General features: G+C 68.0%; 14 protein-coding genes. All 14 read left to right on the top strand.

What is annotated here, in order from left to right; genetic code table 11:
- Positions 1-8: 8 nt before the first annotated feature.
- The 14 genes from ACGFSB_RS18015 (at position 9) to recQ (ending at position 17712) form a co-directional block, all read left to right on the top strand.
- A complete protein-coding gene (locus tag ACGFSB_RS18015; RefSeq protein ID WP_363311146.1) occupies positions 9-563 on the top strand; it encodes an NADH-quinone oxidoreductase subunit B family protein in 555 nt (184 codons plus the stop codon).
- Positions 560-1294: an NADH-quinone oxidoreductase subunit C gene (locus ACGFSB_RS18010; RefSeq protein ID WP_393399799.1), complete on the top strand. Its 735-nt coding sequence runs from the start codon at positions 560-562 to the stop codon at positions 1292-1294. The genes ACGFSB_RS18015 and ACGFSB_RS18010 overlap by 4 nt, the downstream gene beginning before the upstream one ends.
- Positions 1294-2616: an NADH-quinone oxidoreductase subunit D gene (locus ACGFSB_RS18005; protein WP_393399796.1), complete on the top strand. Its 1323-nt coding sequence runs from the start codon at positions 1294-1296 to the stop codon at positions 2614-2616. The genes ACGFSB_RS18010 and ACGFSB_RS18005 overlap by 1 nt, the downstream gene beginning before the upstream one ends.
- A 41-nt stretch (positions 2617-2657) precedes the next feature.
- On the top strand, positions 2658-3476 hold the full coding sequence (gene nuoE / locus ACGFSB_RS18000) for an NADH-quinone oxidoreductase subunit NuoE (RefSeq protein ID WP_393400185.1): 819 nt from the start codon (positions 2658-2660) through the stop codon (positions 3474-3476).
- On the top strand, positions 3476-4837 hold the full coding sequence (gene nuoF, locus ACGFSB_RS17995; protein WP_393399794.1) for an NADH-quinone oxidoreductase subunit NuoF: 1362 nt from the start codon (positions 3476-3478) through the stop codon (positions 4835-4837). Before nuoE ends, nuoF begins: the two co-directional genes overlap by 1 nt.
- Positions 4834-7347, top strand: a complete 2514-nt coding sequence (locus ACGFSB_RS17990; RefSeq protein WP_393399791.1) for an NADH-quinone oxidoreductase subunit G — start codon at positions 4834-4836, stop codon at positions 7345-7347. Before nuoF ends, ACGFSB_RS17990 begins: the two co-directional genes overlap by 4 nt.
- The gene (gene nuoH, locus ACGFSB_RS17985) at positions 7347-8720 is read left to right on the top strand and encodes an NADH-quinone oxidoreductase subunit NuoH (protein WP_393400183.1); all 1374 of its coding nucleotides are present in this window, start codon (positions 7347-7349) and stop codon (positions 8718-8720) included. Before ACGFSB_RS17990 ends, nuoH begins: the two co-directional genes overlap by 1 nt.
- A complete protein-coding gene (gene nuoI, locus ACGFSB_RS17980) occupies positions 8713-9357 on the top strand; it encodes an NADH-quinone oxidoreductase subunit NuoI (RefSeq protein WP_393399789.1) in 645 nt (214 codons plus the stop codon). Before nuoH ends, nuoI begins: the two co-directional genes overlap by 8 nt.
- Entirely contained in the window at positions 9354-10169 is an 816-nt protein-coding gene (locus ACGFSB_RS17975) for an NADH-quinone oxidoreductase subunit J (RefSeq protein ID WP_393399787.1), read from the top strand. Before nuoI ends, ACGFSB_RS17975 begins: the two co-directional genes overlap by 4 nt.
- Positions 10166-10465, top strand: coding sequence for an NADH-quinone oxidoreductase subunit NuoK (gene nuoK / locus ACGFSB_RS17970; RefSeq protein ID WP_249588397.1), 300 nt, complete (start codon positions 10166-10168; stop codon positions 10463-10465). The genes ACGFSB_RS17975 and nuoK overlap by 4 nt, the downstream gene beginning before the upstream one ends.
- Positions 10466-10479: 14 nt before the next feature.
- Positions 10480-12375, top strand: coding sequence for an NADH-quinone oxidoreductase subunit L (gene nuoL, locus ACGFSB_RS17965; protein ID WP_393399783.1), 1896 nt, complete (start codon positions 10480-10482; stop codon positions 12373-12375).
- 5 nt (positions 12376-12380) lie between these two features.
- Positions 12381-13952: an NADH-quinone oxidoreductase subunit M gene (locus ACGFSB_RS17960; protein WP_393399781.1), complete on the top strand. Its 1572-nt coding sequence runs from the start codon at positions 12381-12383 to the stop codon at positions 13950-13952.
- The gene (nuoN, locus tag ACGFSB_RS17955) at positions 13949-15613 is read left to right on the top strand and encodes an NADH-quinone oxidoreductase subunit NuoN (RefSeq protein ID WP_393399778.1); all 1665 of its coding nucleotides are present in this window, start codon (positions 13949-13951) and stop codon (positions 15611-15613) included. The genes ACGFSB_RS17960 and nuoN overlap by 4 nt, the downstream gene beginning before the upstream one ends.
- A gap of 158 nt (positions 15614-15771) precedes the next feature.
- Positions 15772-17712: a DNA helicase RecQ gene (gene recQ / locus ACGFSB_RS17950; RefSeq protein ID WP_393399775.1), complete on the top strand. Its 1941-nt coding sequence runs from the start codon at positions 15772-15774 to the stop codon at positions 17710-17712.
- Positions 17713-17759 lie beyond the last annotated feature (47 nt).

The following is a 17759-nucleotide window of genomic DNA, read 5'->3' as shown; positions in this document are numbered from 1 at the left end:
AAAGAGCAATGGGACTCGAAGAGAAACTGCCGAGCGGATTTCTGCTGACCACCGTCGAACAGGCCGCGGGCTGGGTGCGCAAGTCATCCGTGTTCCCCGCGACCTTCGGCCTCGCGTGCTGCGCCATCGAGATGATGACGACGGGGGCCGGGCGCTATGACCTGGCCCGCTTCGGCATGGAGGTCTTCCGCGGTTCACCGCGCCAGGCCGATCTGATGATCGTGGCCGGACGCGTGAGCCAGAAGATGGCGCCGGTCCTGCGGCAGGTCTATGACCAGATGCCCAACCCCAAGTGGGTCATTTCCATGGGGGTTTGTGCTTCGTCGGGCGGGATGTTCAACAATTACGCGATTGTGCAGGGAGTGGACCATATTGTCCCTGTTGACATCTATTTGCCCGGCTGCCCGCCGCGGCCCGAGATGCTGATCGACGCGATCCTCAAGCTCCACCAGAAGATCCAGGGCGGCAAGCTCGGGGTCAACGCGGAGGAAGCGGCCCGCGAGGCGGAGGAGGCGGCGCTCAAGGCGCTCCCCACCATCGAGATGAAGGGGCTGCTCCGGTGAGCGACGCACACGACGAGCACCTGAACGGGGATGGGAACGGGAACGGCGTCCCGGCCCCCCGCGGCGAGACCGGTGAGGTCATCGGCGTACGCAAGGGCATGTTCGGCGCCGACAACGGCGGCGATACGTCCGGTTACGGCGGGCTCGTGCGGACGGTCACCCTGCCGGGCGCCACCGCGCGCCCCTACGGAGGCTGGTTCGACGAAGTCGCGGACGAGCTGGAGGGGGCCCTGGAAGAGCAGGGGCTCCTGCCTGCGAACGCGATCGAGAAGACGGTCGTCGACCGCGACGAGCTGACCTTCCACATCGCGCGCGAGCACCTCGTCCGGGTCGCTCAGACCCTGCGCGACGACCCGGCCCTGCGCTTCGAGCTCTGTACGGGTGTCTCGGGGGTGCACTTCCTCGAGGACAAGGGCCGCGAGCTGCACGCCGTCTACCACTTGCGCTCGATCACCCACAACCGCCTGATCCGGCTCGAAGTCGGTGCCCCCGACGCCGATCCGCACGTCCCCTCGCTGGTCGCGGTCTATCCGACGAACGACTGGCACGAGCGCGAGACGTACGACTTCTTCGGCCTGATCTTCGACGGTCACCCGGCGTTGACGCGGATCATGATGCCGGACGACTGGCAGGGCTTCCCGCAGCGCAAGGACTACCCCCTAGGCGGCATCCCCGTCGAGTACAAGGGCGCCCAGATCCCGGCTCCGGACCAGCGGAGGTCGTACAGCTGATGAGCACTTCACACGCATCCGCACGGGAGACGACCGAGGGGACTGTATATACAGTCACCGGCGGCGACTGGGACGAGGTCGTCCAGTCCGCCGCCCGGTCCGACGACGAGCGCATCATCGTCAACATGGGTCCGCAGCACCCCTCCACCCATGGTGTGCTCCGGCTCATCCTGGAGATCGAGGGCGAGACCGTCTCCGAGGCCCGCTGCGGCATCGGCTATCTGCACACGGGCATCGAGAAGAACCTCGAGTACCGCACGTGGACGCAGGGCACGACGTTCGTCACGCGCATGGACTATCTGACGCCGTTCTTCAATGAGACGGCGTACTGCCTCGGGGTCGAGAAGCTCCTCGGCATCGAGGATCAGATCCCGGACCGCGCCTCGATCATCCGCGTCCTCCTGATGGAGCTCAACCGGCTCTCCTCGCACCTGGTGTGCATCGCCACTGGCGGCATGGAGCTGGGCGCGACGACGATCATGATCTACGGCTTCCGCGATCGTGAACTCGTTCTCGACATCTTCGAGTTGATCACCGGCCTGCGCATGAACCACGCGTTCGTCAGGCCCGGCGGACTCGCCCAGGACCTGCCGCCGGGTGCGGTGGACCAGATCCGCGAGTTCGTGAAGAAGATGCGGAAGAACCTCGGCGAGTACGACAAGCTCGCCACCGGCAACCCCATCTTCAAGGCCCGTATGCAGGACGTCGGCTATCTCGACCTCGCGGGCTGCATGGCTCTCGGGGCCACGGGACCCGTCCTGCGCTCGGCGGGCCTGCCGCACGACCTGCGAAAGTCGGATCCCTACTGCGGCTACGAGAACTACGAGTTCGACGTGCCGACCGCCGACACCTGCGACTCCTACGGACGCTTCCTGATCCGCCTGGAGGAGATGCGCCAGTCGCTGCGCATCGTCGAGCAGTGCCTGGACCGCCTGGAGCCAGGGCCGGTCATGGTCGGGGACAAGAAGATCGCCTGGCCCGCGCAACTGGCGCTCGGCCCGGACGGATTGGGTAACTCGCTCGATCACATCAAGAAGATCATGGGCACCTCCATGGAGGCCCTGATCCACCACTTCAAGCTGGTGACCGAGGGCTTCAGGGTCCCGGCCGGGCAGGCGTACACCGCGGTCGAGTCACCCAAGGGCGAGCTCGGCGTGCATGTCGTCTCCGACGGCGGCACCCGCCCCTACCGGGTCCACTTCCGCGACCCGTCCTTCACCAACCTGCAAGCCATGGCGGCGATGTGTGAGGGCGGCCAGGTCGCCGACGTCATCGTCGCCGTCGCGTCCATCGACCCCGTGATGGGAGGCGTCGACCGGTGACCACCACTCCTTCCCAGCAGGGCGCGGGCGTCAGCCTTGGGATGCCCCAACTCCCCGCCCCCGACTACCCGGCCGATGTGCGCGCCAGGCTCGAAGCGGACGCCAAGGAGGTCATCTCCCGCTACCCGGACTCCCGGTCCGCGCTCCTGCCGCTGCTGCACCTGGTGCAGTCCGAGGAGGGCCACGTCACGCGCACGGGCATGGCCTTCTGCGCGGAGGTGCTCGGCCTGACCACCGCCGAGGTCACCGCCGTAGCGACCTTCTACACGATGTACCGGCGCAAGCCCTCCGGGGACTACCAAGTCGGGGTCTGCACGAACACGTTGTGCGCCGTCATGGGCGGTGACGCGATCTTCGAGTCGCTCCAGGAGCACCTGGGCGTCGGCAACGAGGGGACCACAGAGGACGGCAAGGTCACGCTGGAGCACATCGAGTGCAACGCAGCCTGTGACTTCGCTCCCGTCGTGATGGTCAACTGGGAGTTCTTCGACAACCAGACTCCCGAGACCGCCAAGCGGCTCGTCGACGACCTGCGCGCGGGCGTGCAGGTCGAGCCGACCCGCGGCGCCCCCTTGTGCACGTACAAGGAGACGGCCCGGATCCTGGCGGGCTTCCCGGACGAGCGCGCGGGTGCCGTCGAGGCGAGCGGCGGCGCGGGCCCCGCATCACTGATCGGACTGCGCCTGGCCAAGGGTGAGTTGCCGCAGCCGCGCGTGGTCCACCCGCGCACGGGCGGCCCAACGGGCGGCCCGCAGGACGAGGCGCCCGCCGAGCACCTCAGCTCGCATGACGCACCGCAGCAGACCTCGGCATCCGACCCGGCCCACCCGGCCGGACCGACCGCCGAGGAGGGGGAGTGATGACCTTGGCAGCCGAGATCGACCACGAGACGAGCCCCGAGAAACTGCTCGCGCCGGTGCTTTCGGCGTTCTGGGACGAGGAGAAGTCCTGGACGCTGGACACCTACCGACGGCACGAGGGGTACGAGGGCCTGCGCAAGGCCCTGGCCATGGCGCCGGACGACCTCATCGCGTACGTGAAGGACTCCGGTCTGCGCGGCAGGGGCGGCGCGGGATTCCCCACCGGAATGAAATGGCAGTTCATTCCACAGGGAGATGGAAAGCCGCACTATCTAGTTGTCAACGCCGACGAATCGGAGCCGGGGACCTGTAAGGACATCCCGCTCCTCTTCGCGAACCCGCATTCCCTCATCGAGGGGATCGTGATCGCGTGCTACGCGATCCGTTCTTCTCATGCCTTCATCTACCTGCGTGGTGAAGTCGTCCCCGTGCTCCGGCGGTTGCACGAGGCCGTGCGTGAGGCGAAAGAGGCGGGATTCCTGGGCGAGAACATCCTGGGCAGCGGACTCGACCTGGAACTCACCGTGCACGCGGGCGCCGGCGCGTACATCTGTGGTGAGGAGACCGCGCTGCTCGACTCGCTCGAAGGCCGCCGTGGCCAGCCGCGACTGCGTCCCCCTTTCCCGGCCGTCGCGGGCCTCTACGCCTGCCCCACTGTTGTCAATAACGTCGAATCCATCGCGTCGGTTCCCGCGATCCTGAACCGCGGAAAAGACTGGTTCAAATCGATGGGCAGCGAGAAGTCCCCGGGCTTCACGCTCTATTCGCTGAGCGGGCACGTCACCAATCCCGGCCAGTACGAAGCCCCGCTCGGCATCACGCTGCGCCAGCTGCTCGACATGAGCGGCGGGATCAGGGCGGGCCACCGGCTCAAGTTCTGGACACCGGGCGGCTCTTCGACGCCGATGTTCACCGACGAGCACCTCGACGTCGCCCTGGACTATGAGGGAGTGGGCGCCGCAGGTTCGATGCTCGGCACGAAGGCGCTCCAGTGCTTCGACGAGACGACCTGTGTCGTACGGGCGGTCACGCGCTGGACCGAGTTCTACGCCCATGAGTCCTGCGGCAAGTGCACGCCCTGCCGCGAAGGGACGTACTGGCTGGTGCAGTTGCTCCGCGACATCGAGGCGGGCAAGGGCGTCATGTCCGACCTGGACAAGCTGAACGACATCGCCGACAACATCAACGGCAAGTCCTTCTGCGCTCTCGGTGACGGCGCCGCGTCGCCGATCTTCTCCTCCCTCAAGTACTTCCGCGAGGAGTACGAGGAGCACATCACCGGCAAGGGCTGCCCCTTCGACCCGGCCAAGGCGACTCTCTGGGCCGACCGGCCCGCCGCACATTCGGAGGTGAACGCATGACAGTGACCACAAACAGCGCTCCCTCCGGGGGCGGCGAGGCGGCGGTTCCGCCGGAAGATCTCGTGTCGCTGACGATCGACGGCATCGAGATCAGCGTCCCGAAGGGGACGTTGGTGATCCGGGCCGCCGAGCTCCTCGGGATCGAGATCCCGCGGTTCTGCGACCACCCGCTGCTCGACCCGGCAGGCGCCTGCCGCCAGTGCATCGTCGAGGTGGAGGGCCAGCGCAAGCCGATGGCCTCCTGCACCATCACCTGCACCGACGGCATGGTCGTGAAGTCGCAGCTGTCGTCGGCGGTCGCCGAGAAGGCCCAGCGCGGTGTCATGGAGCTGCTCCTCATCAACCACCCGCTGGACTGCCCGGTCTGCGACAAGGGCGGCGAGTGCCCCTTGCAGAACCAGGCGATGCAGGTCGGCGACACGGACACACGCTTCGAGGGCAAGAAGCGGACGTTCGAGAAGCCGGTGCCGATTTCGACGCAGGTCCTTCTCGACCGCGAGCGGTGTGTGCTCTGCGCGCGCTGCACCCGGTTCTCCAACCAGATCGCGGGCGACCCGATGATCGAGCTGCTTGAGCGCGGCGCGCTCCAGCAGGTCGGCACGGGTGAGGGCGACCCCTTCGAGTCGTACTTCTCCGGGAACACCATCCAGATCTGCCCGGTCGGCGCGCTGACATCGGCGGCGTATCGGTTCCGCTCCCGGCCCTTCGACCTGGTGTCGTCGCCGTCGGTCTGCGAGCACTGCGCGGGCGGCTGCGCGACGCGCACCGACCACCGGCGCGGCAAGGTCATGCGGCGGCTCGCCTCGAACGACCCCGAGGTCAATGAGGAGTGGCTCTGCGACAAGGGGCGCTTCGGCTTCCGTTACGCGCAGAAGCCGGACCGCCTCACCACGCCGCTGGTGCGCGACTCCTCGACGGGCGAGCTGGAGGCGGCCAGTTGGCCCGAGGCTCTGGAAGCCGCGGCCAACGGTCTCGCCGCCGCGCGCGGCCGTGCCGGTGTGCTCACCGGTGGGCGCCTGACCGTCGAGGACGCCTACGCGTACAGCAAGTACGCGCGCGTGGCGCTCGATACGAACGACATCGACTTCCGCGCGCGCGTGCACAGCAGCGAGGAGGCCGACTTCCTCGCCGCTCGTGTCGCGGGCCGTGGCCGGGATCTCGACGGGAGCGGCGTCACGTACGCCGCTCTGGAGAAGGCTCCCGCCGTCCTGCTCGTCGGCATGGAGTCCGAGGAGGAGGCGCCCGGCGTCTTCCTGAGGCTGCGCAAGGCCTGGCGTAAGCACGGCCAGCGGACCTTCTCCCTCGCGACCTTCCAGACCCGCGGCCTGGAGAAGGCGGGCGGCACGCTGCTGCCCGCCGCTCCCGGCACCGAGACGGAGTGGCTCGACGCGCTCGCCGCCGGAGCCGGTCTCCAGGGTGACGGTGCCAAGGCTGCCGATGCGCTTCGTACTGAAGGCGCGGTGATCGTCGTCGGTGAGCGTCTGGCCGCCGTGGCGGGCGGGCTCACCGCCGCCGTACGGGCCGCCTCCGCGACCGGTGCGCGGCTGGTGTGGATTCCGCGCCGGGCGGGGGAGCGCGGCGCCATCGAGGCGGGCGCGCTGCCTTCGCTGCTTCCCGGCGGGCGTCCTTCCACCGACCCGCGTGCGCGTGACGAGGTCGCGGCTGCCTGGGGCGTCGCCGAGCTCCCGCACCGCTACGGCCGCGACACCGGCCAGATCGTCGAGGCCGCCGCGACCGGCGAACTGGGCGCGCTCCTGGTGGCGGGTGTGGAGGTCGCCGACCTTCCTGACCCGGCACGCGCGCGTGAAGCGTTCTCCGAGGTCGGGTTCCTGGTCTCCCTTGAGCTGCGGCCCAGTGAGGTGACCGAGCACGCCGATGTCGTACTTCCGGTGGCCGCGGTCGCGGAGAAGCCGGGCACCTTCCTCAACTGGGAGGGGCGGGCGCGGATGTTCGACGCCGCGCTCAAGCCCGACCAGATGACGCGCACGCTGGCCCCGACGGACGCGCGTGTGCTGCACATGCTGGCCGACGCCGGGGACGTACACCTGGGTCTTCCCGACCTGACGACGGCCCGGCGCGAGCTCGACCGGCTCGGCGGGTGGGACGGGGCGCACGCCACCGAGCCCGTGGAGACCGGCGCTCAGTCGCAGAGGCCCGCCTCCGGAGAGGCCGTTCTCGCGGGGCACCGGCTGCTGCTCGACCAGGGCCGCCTCCAGGACGGCGACGATGCCCTTGCCGGAACGCGGCACGCGGCGGTCGCCAGGCTCTCCGCGGCCACCGCGGCCGAGGCGGGCGTGAAGGACGGCGACGTCCTGGCCGTCACCGGCTCCGCGGGGGCGACCGAACTGCCGCTCCGGGTCACCGAGATGCCCGACCGCGTGGTGTGGCTGCCGCTGAACTCGACCGGGGGAGGCGTCACTTCCGACACCGGCGCCCGCCCCGGCGATCTCGTCCGCATCGGCCCGGCGCTCCTGCCGGAGCCTTCTGAGGCCCCGGAGGTGACGTCGTGATGCACACCGTGGTGCCGCTTGCGGCGGAAGACCTGTCCATGTTCGGCACTGACCCCTGGTGGCTGGTCGCCGTCAAGGCGGTCTTCTGCTTCGCGTTCCTGATGGTGACGGTGCTCTTCTCCATCGTCTGGGAGCGCAAGGTCGTCGCCTGGATGCAGCTGCGTATCGGGCCCAACCGGCACGGCCCCTGGGGCATGTTGCAGTCCCTCGCGGACGGCATCAAGCTGATGCTCAAGGAAGACGTGATCGTCAAGCGCGCGGACAAGGTGGTGTACGTCCTCGCGCCGATCATCGCGGCCATCCCGGCCTTCATGGCGATCGCGGTGATCCCCTTCGGTCCCGCGGGCAACGAAGTCTCGATCTTCGGCCAGCGCACGACGATGCAGCTCACCGACCTGCCGATCGCGATGCTCTACATCCTCGCGGTCGCCTCGGTCGGCATCTACGGCATCGTGCTCGCCGGTTGGAGCTCCGGCTCCACCTATCCGCTCCTCGGCGGCCTGCGCTCCTGCGCGCAGATGATCTCGTACGAGATCGCGATGGGCGCGGCCTTCGCCTCGGTGTTCCTCTACTCCGGGTCGATGTCGACATCGGCGATCGTGGAGGCGCAGGCGGACCGCTGGTACGTCCTGCTGCTTCCGGTCTCGTTCCTGATCTACATCATCACGATGATCGGTGAGACCAACCGCGCTCCCTTCGACATGCCGGAGTCCGAGGGCGACCTGGTCGGCGGCTTCAACACCGAGTACTCGTCGATCAAGTTCGCGCTGTTCATGCTCGCCGAGTACGTCAACATGGTCACCGTCTCGGCGGTCTCGGTCACCCTCTTCCTGGGCGGCTGGCGGGCCCCGTATCCGGTCAGCACCTTCTGGGAGGGCGCGAACCACGGCTGGTGGCCGATGCTCTGGTTCGTGATCAAGGTCCAGCTGCTGCTGTTCTTCTTCATCTGGCTGCGCGGCACGCTGCCACGCGTCCGCTACGACCAGCTGATGAAGCTCGGCTGGAAGGTCCTGATCCCGGTCTCCGTCGTCTGGCTGATGCTCGTGGCGACAGTCAGGGCGATGCGGAACGAGGAGTACGACTTCACCTCGATCGCGCTCTATGTGGGCGGCGGAGTCATCGCGTTGCTCTTGCTCTCCGTCGTCGTCGACATCTTCCGCGACAAGCGCGAGAAGGAAGCGGCGGTCGAGGAGGAGCCGGTCGCCTTCGACCCGATGGCGGGCGGATTCCCGGTCCCGCCGCTGCCCGGACAGAGCCTGCCGCCCGTACCGCGCCGACGCCCGCGACAGGAGCGGGAGTTGATTGTCAGTGGTGGGCCGGATACTCAAAGTGACGGAACCCGAAGTGACGGAAAGGAGGCGTCCGATGGCTGAGTCGAAGAAAGAGTCACACCAGTCACAGAGCGAGTCGAACCAATCGAAGCAGGGGTTCCAGAACCCCGTCGCGGGCTTCGGCGTGACCTTCAAGGCCATGTTCAAGAAGCGGCTGACCGAGCAGTATCCGGAGCAGGAGAAGACCACCGCTCCCCGCTTCCACGGCAGGCACCAGCTCAACCGCCATCCGGACGGCCTGGAGAAGTGCATCGGCTGCGAGCTCTGCGCCTGGGCCTGCCCCGCGGACGCGATCTATGTGGAAGGCGCGGACAACACCGAGGAAGAGCGCTACTCCCCGGGCGAGCGTTACGGCCGCGTCTACCAGATCAACTACGCCCGCTGCATCCTGTGCGGTCTGTGCATCGAGGCGTGCCCCACGCGCGCGTTGACGATGACGAACGAGTTCGAGCTGGCCGACAGCAGCCGCGAGAAGCTCATCTTCACCAAGGAGCAGCTGCTCGCCGGCCTGGAGGAAGGCATGGTCGAGTCACCGCACTCGATCTTCCCGGGTACGGACGAGCAGGACTACTACCGCGGTCTGGTGACCGAGGCGGCGCCCGGCACGGTGCCCCAAGTGGCCGTCAGCAAGGGCGAGAAGCCCGCTGGCGAGCACCAGGAAGAGGGGGTGGAGGCATGACCGCGCTCGCCGCCTACACCACCTCCACCGGTGAGGCCGTGCAGTTCTGGGTGCTCGGCACGGTCGCCGTGATCGGCGCCCTGTGCACCATCCTTATGAAGAAGGCCGTGCACAGCGCGCTCTGTCTCGCCGGGACCATGATCATCCTGGCGGTCTTCTACCTCGCCAACGGGGCGTACTTCCTGGGCATCGTCCAGGTCGTCGTCTACACCGGCGCGATCATGATGCTCTTCCTCTTCGTGGTCATGCTCGTCGGCGTCACCGCCGCCGACTCCCTGAAGGAGACCATCAAGGGGCAGCGCTGGCTGGCGGGCCTCTGCGGCTTCGGCTTCGCCATCCTGCTCTTCGCGGGGATCGGGAACGCCTCGGTGAGCGAGTTCGCCGGGCTGAGCAAGGCGAACGCAGGCGGCAATGTGCAGGGCCTCGCCGAGAGCATCTTCACGAAGTACGTCTTCGCCTTCGAGATCACCGGCGCGCTGCTCATCACCGCCACGGTCGGCGCGATGGTGCTCACCCACCGCGAGCGCACGGAGCGCGCCAAGACGCAGCGCGAGATGTCCGAGGAGCGCGTGCGGTCCAATCACCTGCCGCCGTTGCCCGCCCCCGGTGTCTACGCCCGGCACAACGCCGTGGACGTCGCGGGCCTGCTCCCCGACGGCACCCCGTCGGAGCTCACGGTCAACAAGACACTGCGTGAGCGCGGCCAGATCCGCGATGTGTCCAACGAGGCCCTTGACGATCTGCGGGCCCTGGAGCAGCGCTCCGAGGACCGTCTCGAGCGGTCGTCCAAGAGCGAGGAGGCGTCGAAGTGAATCCGGTCAACTACCTGTATCTCGCGGCGCTGTTGTTCTCGATCGGCGCCACCGGCGTACTGATCAGGCGGAACGCGATCGTGGTCTTCATGTGTATCGAGCTGATGCTCAACGCGTGCAACTTGGCCTTCGTCGCCTTCTCCCGGCTGCACGGCAATCTCGACGGCCAGATCATCGCCTTCTTCACGATGGTCGTCGCCGCGGCGGAAGTCGTGGTCGGCCTCGCGATCATCGTGTCGCTGTTCCGCTCCCGTCACTCGGCCTCGGTCGACGACGCCAGCCTGATGAAGCTGTAAGGGGTCGCTGAAAAGTGGAGAACCTGATCGCGCTGCTCGTAGCGGCGCCTCTGCTCGGAGCGGCCGTACTGCTGTGCGGCGGGCGGCGGTTGGACCGTGTGGGCCACTGGCTCGGCACCCTGCTCGCTGCCGCCTCCTTCGTCGTCGGTGCGGTGCTCTTCGCCGACATGCTGGGCAAGGGCGCCGAGGAGCGCTCCCTGTCGCAGCACCTGTTCAGCTGGATCCCCGTAGAGGGCTTCCAGGCGGACGTCGCCTTCCAGCTCGACCAGTTGTCGATGACGTTCGTCCTGCTGATCACCGGTGTGGGCACACTGATCCACATCTACTCCATCGGGTACATGGAGCACGACGAGCGGCGCCGCCGCTTCTTCGGCTATCTGAACCTGTTCCTCGCGGCGATGCTCATCCTGGTCCTCGCCGACAACTACCTGCTCCTGTACGTCGGATGGGAGGGCGTGGGCCTCGCCTCGTACCTCCTGATCGGCTTCTGGCAGCACAAGCCCAGCGCGGCCACCGCCGCGAAGAAGGCCTTCCTGGTCAACAGGGTCGGCGACATGGGCCTCTCGATCGCGATCATGCTGATGTTCACCACCTTCGGGACGTTCGCCTTCGGGCCTGTCCTGGAGGCCACCGGTGAGACGTCGGAGGGCAAGCTGACGGCCATCGGCCTGATGCTGCTGCTCGCGGCCTGCGGCAAGTCCGCCCAGGTGCCGCTGCAGTCCTGGCTCGGCGACGCGATGGAGGGCCCGACCCCGGTCTCGGCCCTCATCCACGCGGCGACGATGGTGACCGCGGGCGTGTACTTGATCGTCCGCTCCGGCGAGATCTTCAACGCGGCGCCGGACGCCCAGCTCGTCGTCACCGTCGTGGGCGCGGTCACGCTTCTCTTCGGTGCGATCGTCGGTTGCGCGAAGGACGACATCAAGAAGGCCCTCGCCGGGTCGACGATGTCCCAGATCGGGTACATGATCCTGGCCGCGGGCCTCGGCCCCATCGGCTACGTATTCGCGATCATGCACCTGGTGACGCACGGCTTCTTCAAGGCGGGGCTCTTCCTCGGGGCCGGTTCGGTCATGCACGGCATGAACGAAGAGGTCGACATGAGGAAGTACGGCGGCCTCAGGAAGTACATGCCGGTCACCTTCGTGACCTTCGGGCTCGGCTATCTGGCGATCATCGGCTTCCCCGGTCTGTCCGGCTTCTTCTCCAAGGACAAGATCATCGAGGCGGCGTTCGCCAAGGGCGGCACGGAGGGCTGGATCCTCGGCTCGGTCGCGCTGCTCGGCGCCGCGATCACCGCGTTCTACATGACGCGCGTGATGATCATGACCTTCTTCGGTGAGAAGCGGTGGCAGCCGGATGCGGAAGGCAACGAACCGCACCCGCACGAGTCGCCCAAGTCGATGACGATCCCGATGATCGTGCTCGCCTTCGGGTCGGTCTTCGCGGGTGGGTTCTTCAGCATCGGCGACCGCTTCATGCACTGGCTGGAGCCGGTCACCCACCACGACCACGGTGACTCTCCGCTGAGTGCCACCACGGTCACCGGCGCCACCATGGTGGTCCTGGTCATCGGTGTGGCCCTCGCCTACGTCCAGTACGGCCGCCGTCCCGTCCCGGTCACCGCCCCGCGCGGTTCGCTGGTCACCCGGGCGGCCCGGCGCGATCTCCTTCAGGACGACTTCAACCACGTCGTCCTGGTGCGTGGCGGAGAGCACCTCACCCGCTCCCTGGTGTACGTCGACCACACCCTGGTCGACGGCGTCGTCAACGGCACGGCGGCCTCGGTCGGCGGGCTCTCCGGACGGCTGCGCAAGATGCAGAACGGCTATGCCCGCTCCTACGCGGTCTCGATGTTCGGCGGCGTTGCGGTACTCATCGCCGTGACCCTGCTGATGAGGGCGGTCTGATACCGATGTCCTTTCCTCTGCTGACAGCGACGGCGGTGCTCCCCGCGGTCGGCGCGATCGCCACGGCAGCCGTCCCGGCCGCCCGGCGGACCGCCGCCAAGTGGCTCGCGCTGCTCGTCTCGCTCGCCACGCTCGCGCTCGCCGTGACCGTGCTCGTGCGCTTCGACCCCGACGGATCCCGCTATCAACTGACCGAATCGCGGGCCTGGATCGCGGAATTCGGGGTGCGGTACGAGCTCGGGGTTGACGGCATCGGTGTCGCGCTCCTCGCGCTCACCGCCCTGCTGATGCCCTTCATCATCCTGGCGGGCTGGCACGACGCCGACCCCCTGGAGACGAAGTCCTCGCGCTGGCGGCCGACCCAGGGCTTCTTCGCCCTGATCCTGGCCGTCGAGGCGATGGTGATCATCTCCTTCGCGGCCACCGACGTCTTCCTCTTCTACATCTTCTTCGAAGCCATGCTCATCCCGATGTACTTCCTCATCGGCGGCTTCGGAGACCGCGCTCACGCGGGCAGCGACGAGAAGGCATCGGCGCAACGCTCGTACGCGGCCGTGAAGTTCCTCCTCTACAACCTGGTCGGCGGCCTCATCATGCTGGCCGCCGTGATCGGGCTCTACGTAGTGGCGGGGAACTTCTCGCTCCAGGAGATCGCCGAGGCGCGGGCCAACGGCACGCTCGACATGGCGACCAACACCGAGCGCCTGCTCTTCCTCGGCTTCTTCTTCGCCTTCGCGGTGAAGGCGCCGCTGTGGCCGCTGCACACCTGGCTGCCGAACGCGATGGGCGAGGCCACGGCCCCGGTCGCCGTACTGATCACGGCAGTCGTCGACAAGGTCGGCACGTTCGCGATGCTGCGGTTCTGCCTCGGTCTCTTCCCCGAGGCGAGCAAGTGGGCGACGCCGGTCATCCTCGTACTGGCGCTGATCAGCATCGTCTACGGCGCACTGCTCGCGGTCGGCCAGCGTGACATCAAGCGCCTGGTGGCGTACGCGTCGATCTCGCACTTCGGGTTCATCATTCTCGGCATCTTCGCGATGACGTCCCAGGGGCAGTCCGGCGCGACGCTCTACATGGTCAACCACGGGATCTCGACGGCCGCCCTGATGCTGGTGGCCGGCTTCCTGATCTCGCGGCGCGGTTCGCGGCTCATCGCGGACTACGGAGGGGTGCAGAAGGTCGCACCGGTGCTCGCGGGCACCTTCCTGATCGGCTCTCTCGCGACGCTCTCGCTGCCGGGGCTCGCGCCGTTCGTGAGTGAATTCCTGGTCCTGGTCGGCGCGTTCGCGCGCTATCCGGTGGTCGGCATCATCGCCACCATCGGCATCGTGCTCGCCGCGCTCTACACCCTCGTCCTCTACCAGCGGACGATGACGGGCCCGGTGAAGCCGGAGGTCTCGGCCATGCCTGACCTGCGGGTGCGTGAACTCGTGGTCGTCGCGCCGCTGATCGCGCTCCTGATCGGCCTCGGCGTCTACCCGAAGCCGCTCACCGATCTTGTGAACCCGGCGGTCAAGCACACCATGTCCGACGTACAGAAGAAGGACCCGAAGCCCGACGTGGAGGCGGCCAAGTGAGCGCATCAGCCGTCCACAGCCTGTGGACAATGGCGTCGGCCGCGGCGCCCCAAGATCAGATCGACAAGATCGACACTCCCACGATCGAGTACGCGCAGCTGTCGCCGACGTTGATCGTCATCGGTGCGGCGGTCATCGGGGTGCTCATCGAGGCCTTCGTGCCCCGCAAGTCCCGTTACTACGTCCAGGTGTTCGTGGCCGTCGTCGCCATCACCGCGGCCTTCGCCGCGGTCGTCGGGCTCGCGGCCACCGGATACGGCTCGACGAAGGCGCACATCGCCGCCATGGGAGCGATCGCGGTCGACGGACCCGCGCTCTTCCTTCAGGGCACGATCCTCCTCGCGGGACTCGTCGCGATCTTCACCTTCGCGGAACGGCGTCTCGACCCCGTGGCGCATGGCAACCGCGTCGACTCGTTCGCCGCGCAGGCCGGTGCCGTGCCGGGCAGCGCGGGCGAACAGGCCGCCACGAAGGCCGGGTTCACCACCACCGAGGTGTTCCCGCTGGCCCTCTTCGCGATCGGCGGGATGCTCGTCTTCCCGTCGGCGAACGACCTCCTGACGCTCTTCATCGCCCTCGAGGTCTTCTCGCTGCCGCTCTACCTGCTGTGCGCCCTCGCCCGCCGCAAGCGGCTCATGTCGCAGGAAGCCGCCGTCAAGTACTTCCTGCTCGGCTCGTTCTCCTCGGCGTTCCTGCTCTTCGGGATCGCCCTCCTCTACGGGTACGCGGGCTCGGTGTCGTACGGCACGATCGCGAAGGTCGTCGACGGCAGCATCAAGACGGTCGACCCGGCGCTCGCCGACACCATGGGCAACGACGCGCTGCTCCTGATCGGCGCCGCCCTGATCGTGATGGGGCTGCTCTTCAAGGTCGGCGCGGTGCCGTTCCACATGTGGACGCCTGATGTGTACGAGGGCGCGCCCACGCCGGTCACCGGCTTCATGGCGGCGGCGACGAAGGTGGCCGCCTTCGGCGCGCTGCTCCGGCTGCTCTACGTGGTCCTGCCGGGGCTGCGCTGGGACTGGCGTCCGGTGATGTGGGGTGTCGTGATCCTCACCATGCTGGCCGGTGCGATCGTCGCGATCACCCAGACCGACATCAAGCGGCTCCTCGCGTACTCCTCGATCGCGCACGCGGGCTTCATCCTCGCGGGTGTCATCGCCATGACACCGGACGGCATCTCGTCGGTCCTCTTCTATCTGGCGGCCTACTCCTTCGTGACGATCGGCGCGTTCGCGGTGGTCACACTGGTGCGGGACGCGGGCGGCGAGGCCACGCACCTGTCGAAGTGGGCGGGGCTCGGCAGGCGCTCGCCGCTGGTCGCGGCCGTCTTCGCCGTCTTCCTCCTCGCCTTCGCCGGCATCCCGCTGACCTCCGGTTTCTCCGGAAAGTTCGCGGTGTTCAAGGCGGCGGCCGAGGGCGGCGCGGGTGCGCTCGTAGTGGTCGGTGTGATCTCGTCCGCGATCGCGGCGTTCTTCTACATCCGTGTGATCGTGCTCATGTTCTTCAGCGAGCCGAAGGCGGACGGCCCGACGGTCGCCGTGCCGTCGCCGCTGACGATGACCGCGATCGGCGTGGGTGTCGCGGTGACCCTGGTCCTGGGCGTGGCCCCGCAGTACTTCCTGGATCTGGCGAACCAGGCGGGGGTCTTCGTCCGGTAGTCCAGCTGTTCTACTTGCCGCCGCCCGGCACCCCGTCCGACAGGGGTGCCGGGCGGTGGCCTGTGGATAACTCCGTGACTGTCGGTGTGGCGCCCTATCGTGGAGGCAGTGGTCGAAGCACGACGTACGGGGGCAGGGCGATGAACGGGATTGATGGCATGAGCGAGGTGACCGTACCGATCGCGGTGGCGGAGAGTGACGCACTGCGGACGCTGCACCGCGTCTTCGGGTACGACGCGTTCCGCGGTGAGCAGGAAGCGATCATCGAACATGTGGTCGCGGGCGGGGACTCCGTCGTTCTGATGCCCACCGGTGGCGGCAAGTCGCTCTGCTATCAGATCCCGGCCCTGGTGAGGCCAGGCACCGGCGTAGTCGTCTCGCCGCTCATCGCGCTCATGCAGGACCAGGTCGACGCGCTGCGGGCGCTCGGCGTGCGGGCCGGGTTCATCAACTCCACGCAGGACTTCGACGAGCGGCGCGTGATGGAGGCCGAGTTCCTCGCGGGGGAGCTCGACGTGCTCTATCTGGCACCCGAGCGGCTGCGCCTCGAGGGGACGCTCGATCTGCTCTCGCGCGCCAAGATCTCCGTCTTCGCGATCGACGAGGCGCACTGCGTCGCGCAGTGGGGCCACGACTTCCGCCCCGACTATCTGGCACTCTCCCTGCTCGGCGAGCGCTGGCCCGACGTACCGCGCATCGCCCTGACGGCGACGGCGACGCACGCCACCCACCGGGAGCTCACCGAGCGGCTCGGTATGCCGGACGCCAAGCACTTCGTGGCGAGCTTCGACCGGCCCAACATCCAGTACCGCATCGTGCCCAAGGCCGAGCCCAAGAAGCAGCTCCTGTCCTTCCTCAAGGAGGAGCACGCGGGAGACGCGGGCATCGTCTACTGCCTCTCGCGCAACTCGGTCGAGAAGACCGCTGAGTTCCTCTGCCGGAACGGCATCGAGGCCGTGCCGTACCACGCGGGTCTCGACGGCGGGACGCGCGCCAGACACCAGTCGCGCTTCCTCAGGGAGGACGGCCTGGTCGTGTGCGCCACGATCGCCTTCGGCATGGGCATCGACAAGCCGGACGTCCGTTTCGTCGCCCACCTCGACCTGCCGAAGTCGGTCGAGGGGTACTACCAGGAAACGGGCCGTGCGGGCCGTGACGGACTCCCCTCCACGGCCTGGATGGCGTACGGCCTCCAGGACGTCGTCCAGCAGCGGAAGATGATCCAGGGCAGCGAGGGCGACGAGGCGTTCCGCCGCCGGGCGGCCTCACACCTGGAATCGATGCTGGCGCTGTGCGAGACGGCCCAGTGCCGCAGGGGCCAGCTCCTGACGTACTTCGGCCAGGATGCGGACGGCCAGTCCTGCGGCAACTGCGACACCTGCCTCACACCGCCGGAGACCTGGGACGGCACGGTGGCGGCCCAGAAGGTCCTCTCCACGGTCGTCCGTCTCCAGCGCGAGCGCGGGCAGAAGTTCGGCGCCGGCCAGATCATCGACATCCTGCTCGGCAAGAAGACCGCCAAGATCATCCAGTTCGACCACGACCAGCTCTCGGTCTTCGGCATCGGCGAGGAGCTCGCCGATGCGGAATGGCGGGGCGTGGTGCGGCAGTTGCTGGCGCAGGGCCTGATCGCGGTCGAGGGGGAGTACGGGACGCTGGTCCTGACCGAGGAGAGCGGCACTGTGCTCGGCCGCGAGCGGGAGGTGCGGTTGCGCAAGGAGCCGAAGCGGCCTGCCGCGGCGAAGTCCGCGTCCGCGAAGGGCGAGCGGAGGGCGAAGTCCGCGGCGGCCGTCGCCGACCTGCCTCAGGAAGCGGTGCCGGTGTTCGAGGCGCTGCGGGCGTGGCGCGGGGCACAGGCCAAGGAGCTGGGCCTCCCGGCATACGTGATCTTCCATGACGCCACACTGCGGGAGATCGCCACGCTCCGACCGGGCTCCCTGGCGGAACTCGGCGGAATCGGCGGCCTCGGCGAGAAGAAGCTGGCTACGTACGGGGAGGGGGTGCTGGAGGTCCTCGCGGAACTGGACGGTACGGCCACGCATCCTGCGGAGGCCTCACAGGCTCCGGAGGAGTGGCCGGAGCCGCCGGACGAGTTCTGAGCGCCCCAAAGGGGCGCGGGGAACTGCACGGCCAGCCACGACGGCGC

The organism is Streptomyces sp. NPDC048441, assembly GCF_043200235.1.
Classification (GTDB): domain Bacteria; phylum Actinomycetota; class Actinomycetes; order Streptomycetales; family Streptomycetaceae; genus Streptomyces.
The sequence above is the reverse complement of the archived record's forward strand: the minus strand, read 5'-3'. Positions and strand labels throughout refer to the sequence as shown.

Bases quoted from the DNA above. Each gene is read 5' to 3' on its own strand.
- nuoI (WP_393399789.1), top strand. From the start codon at position 8,713: ATGGCTGAGTCGAAGAAAGAGTCACACCAGTCACAGAGCGAGTCGAAC.
- ACGFSB_RS17975 (WP_393399787.1), top strand. From the start codon at position 9,354: ATGACCGCGCTCGCCGCCTACACCACCTCCACCGGTGAGGCCGTGCAG.
- ACGFSB_RS18005 (WP_393399796.1), top strand. From the start codon at position 1,294: ATGAGCACTTCACACGCATCCGCACGGGAGACGACCGAGGGGACTGTA.
- ACGFSB_RS17990 (WP_393399791.1), top strand. From the start codon at position 4,834: ATGACAGTGACCACAAACAGCGCTCCCTCCGGGGGCGGCGAGGCGGCG.
- nuoF (WP_393399794.1), top strand. From the start codon at position 3,476: ATGACCTTGGCAGCCGAGATCGACCACGAGACGAGCCCCGAGAAACTG.
- nuoE (WP_393400185.1), top strand. From the start codon at position 2,658: ATGCCCCAACTCCCCGCCCCCGACTACCCGGCCGATGTGCGCGCCAGG.
- recQ (WP_393399775.1), top strand. From the start codon at position 15,772: ATGAGCGAGGTGACCGTACCGATCGCGGTGGCGGAGAGTGACGCACTG.
- nuoH (WP_393400183.1), top strand. From the start codon at position 7,347: ATGCACACCGTGGTGCCGCTTGCGGCGGAAGACCTGTCCATGTTCGGC.
- ACGFSB_RS17960 (WP_393399781.1), top strand. From the start codon at position 12,381: ATGTCCTTTCCTCTGCTGACAGCGACGGCGGTGCTCCCCGCGGTCGGC.
- ACGFSB_RS18015 (WP_363311146.1), top strand. From the start codon at position 9: ATGGGACTCGAAGAGAAACTGCCGAGCGGATTTCTGCTGACCACCGTC.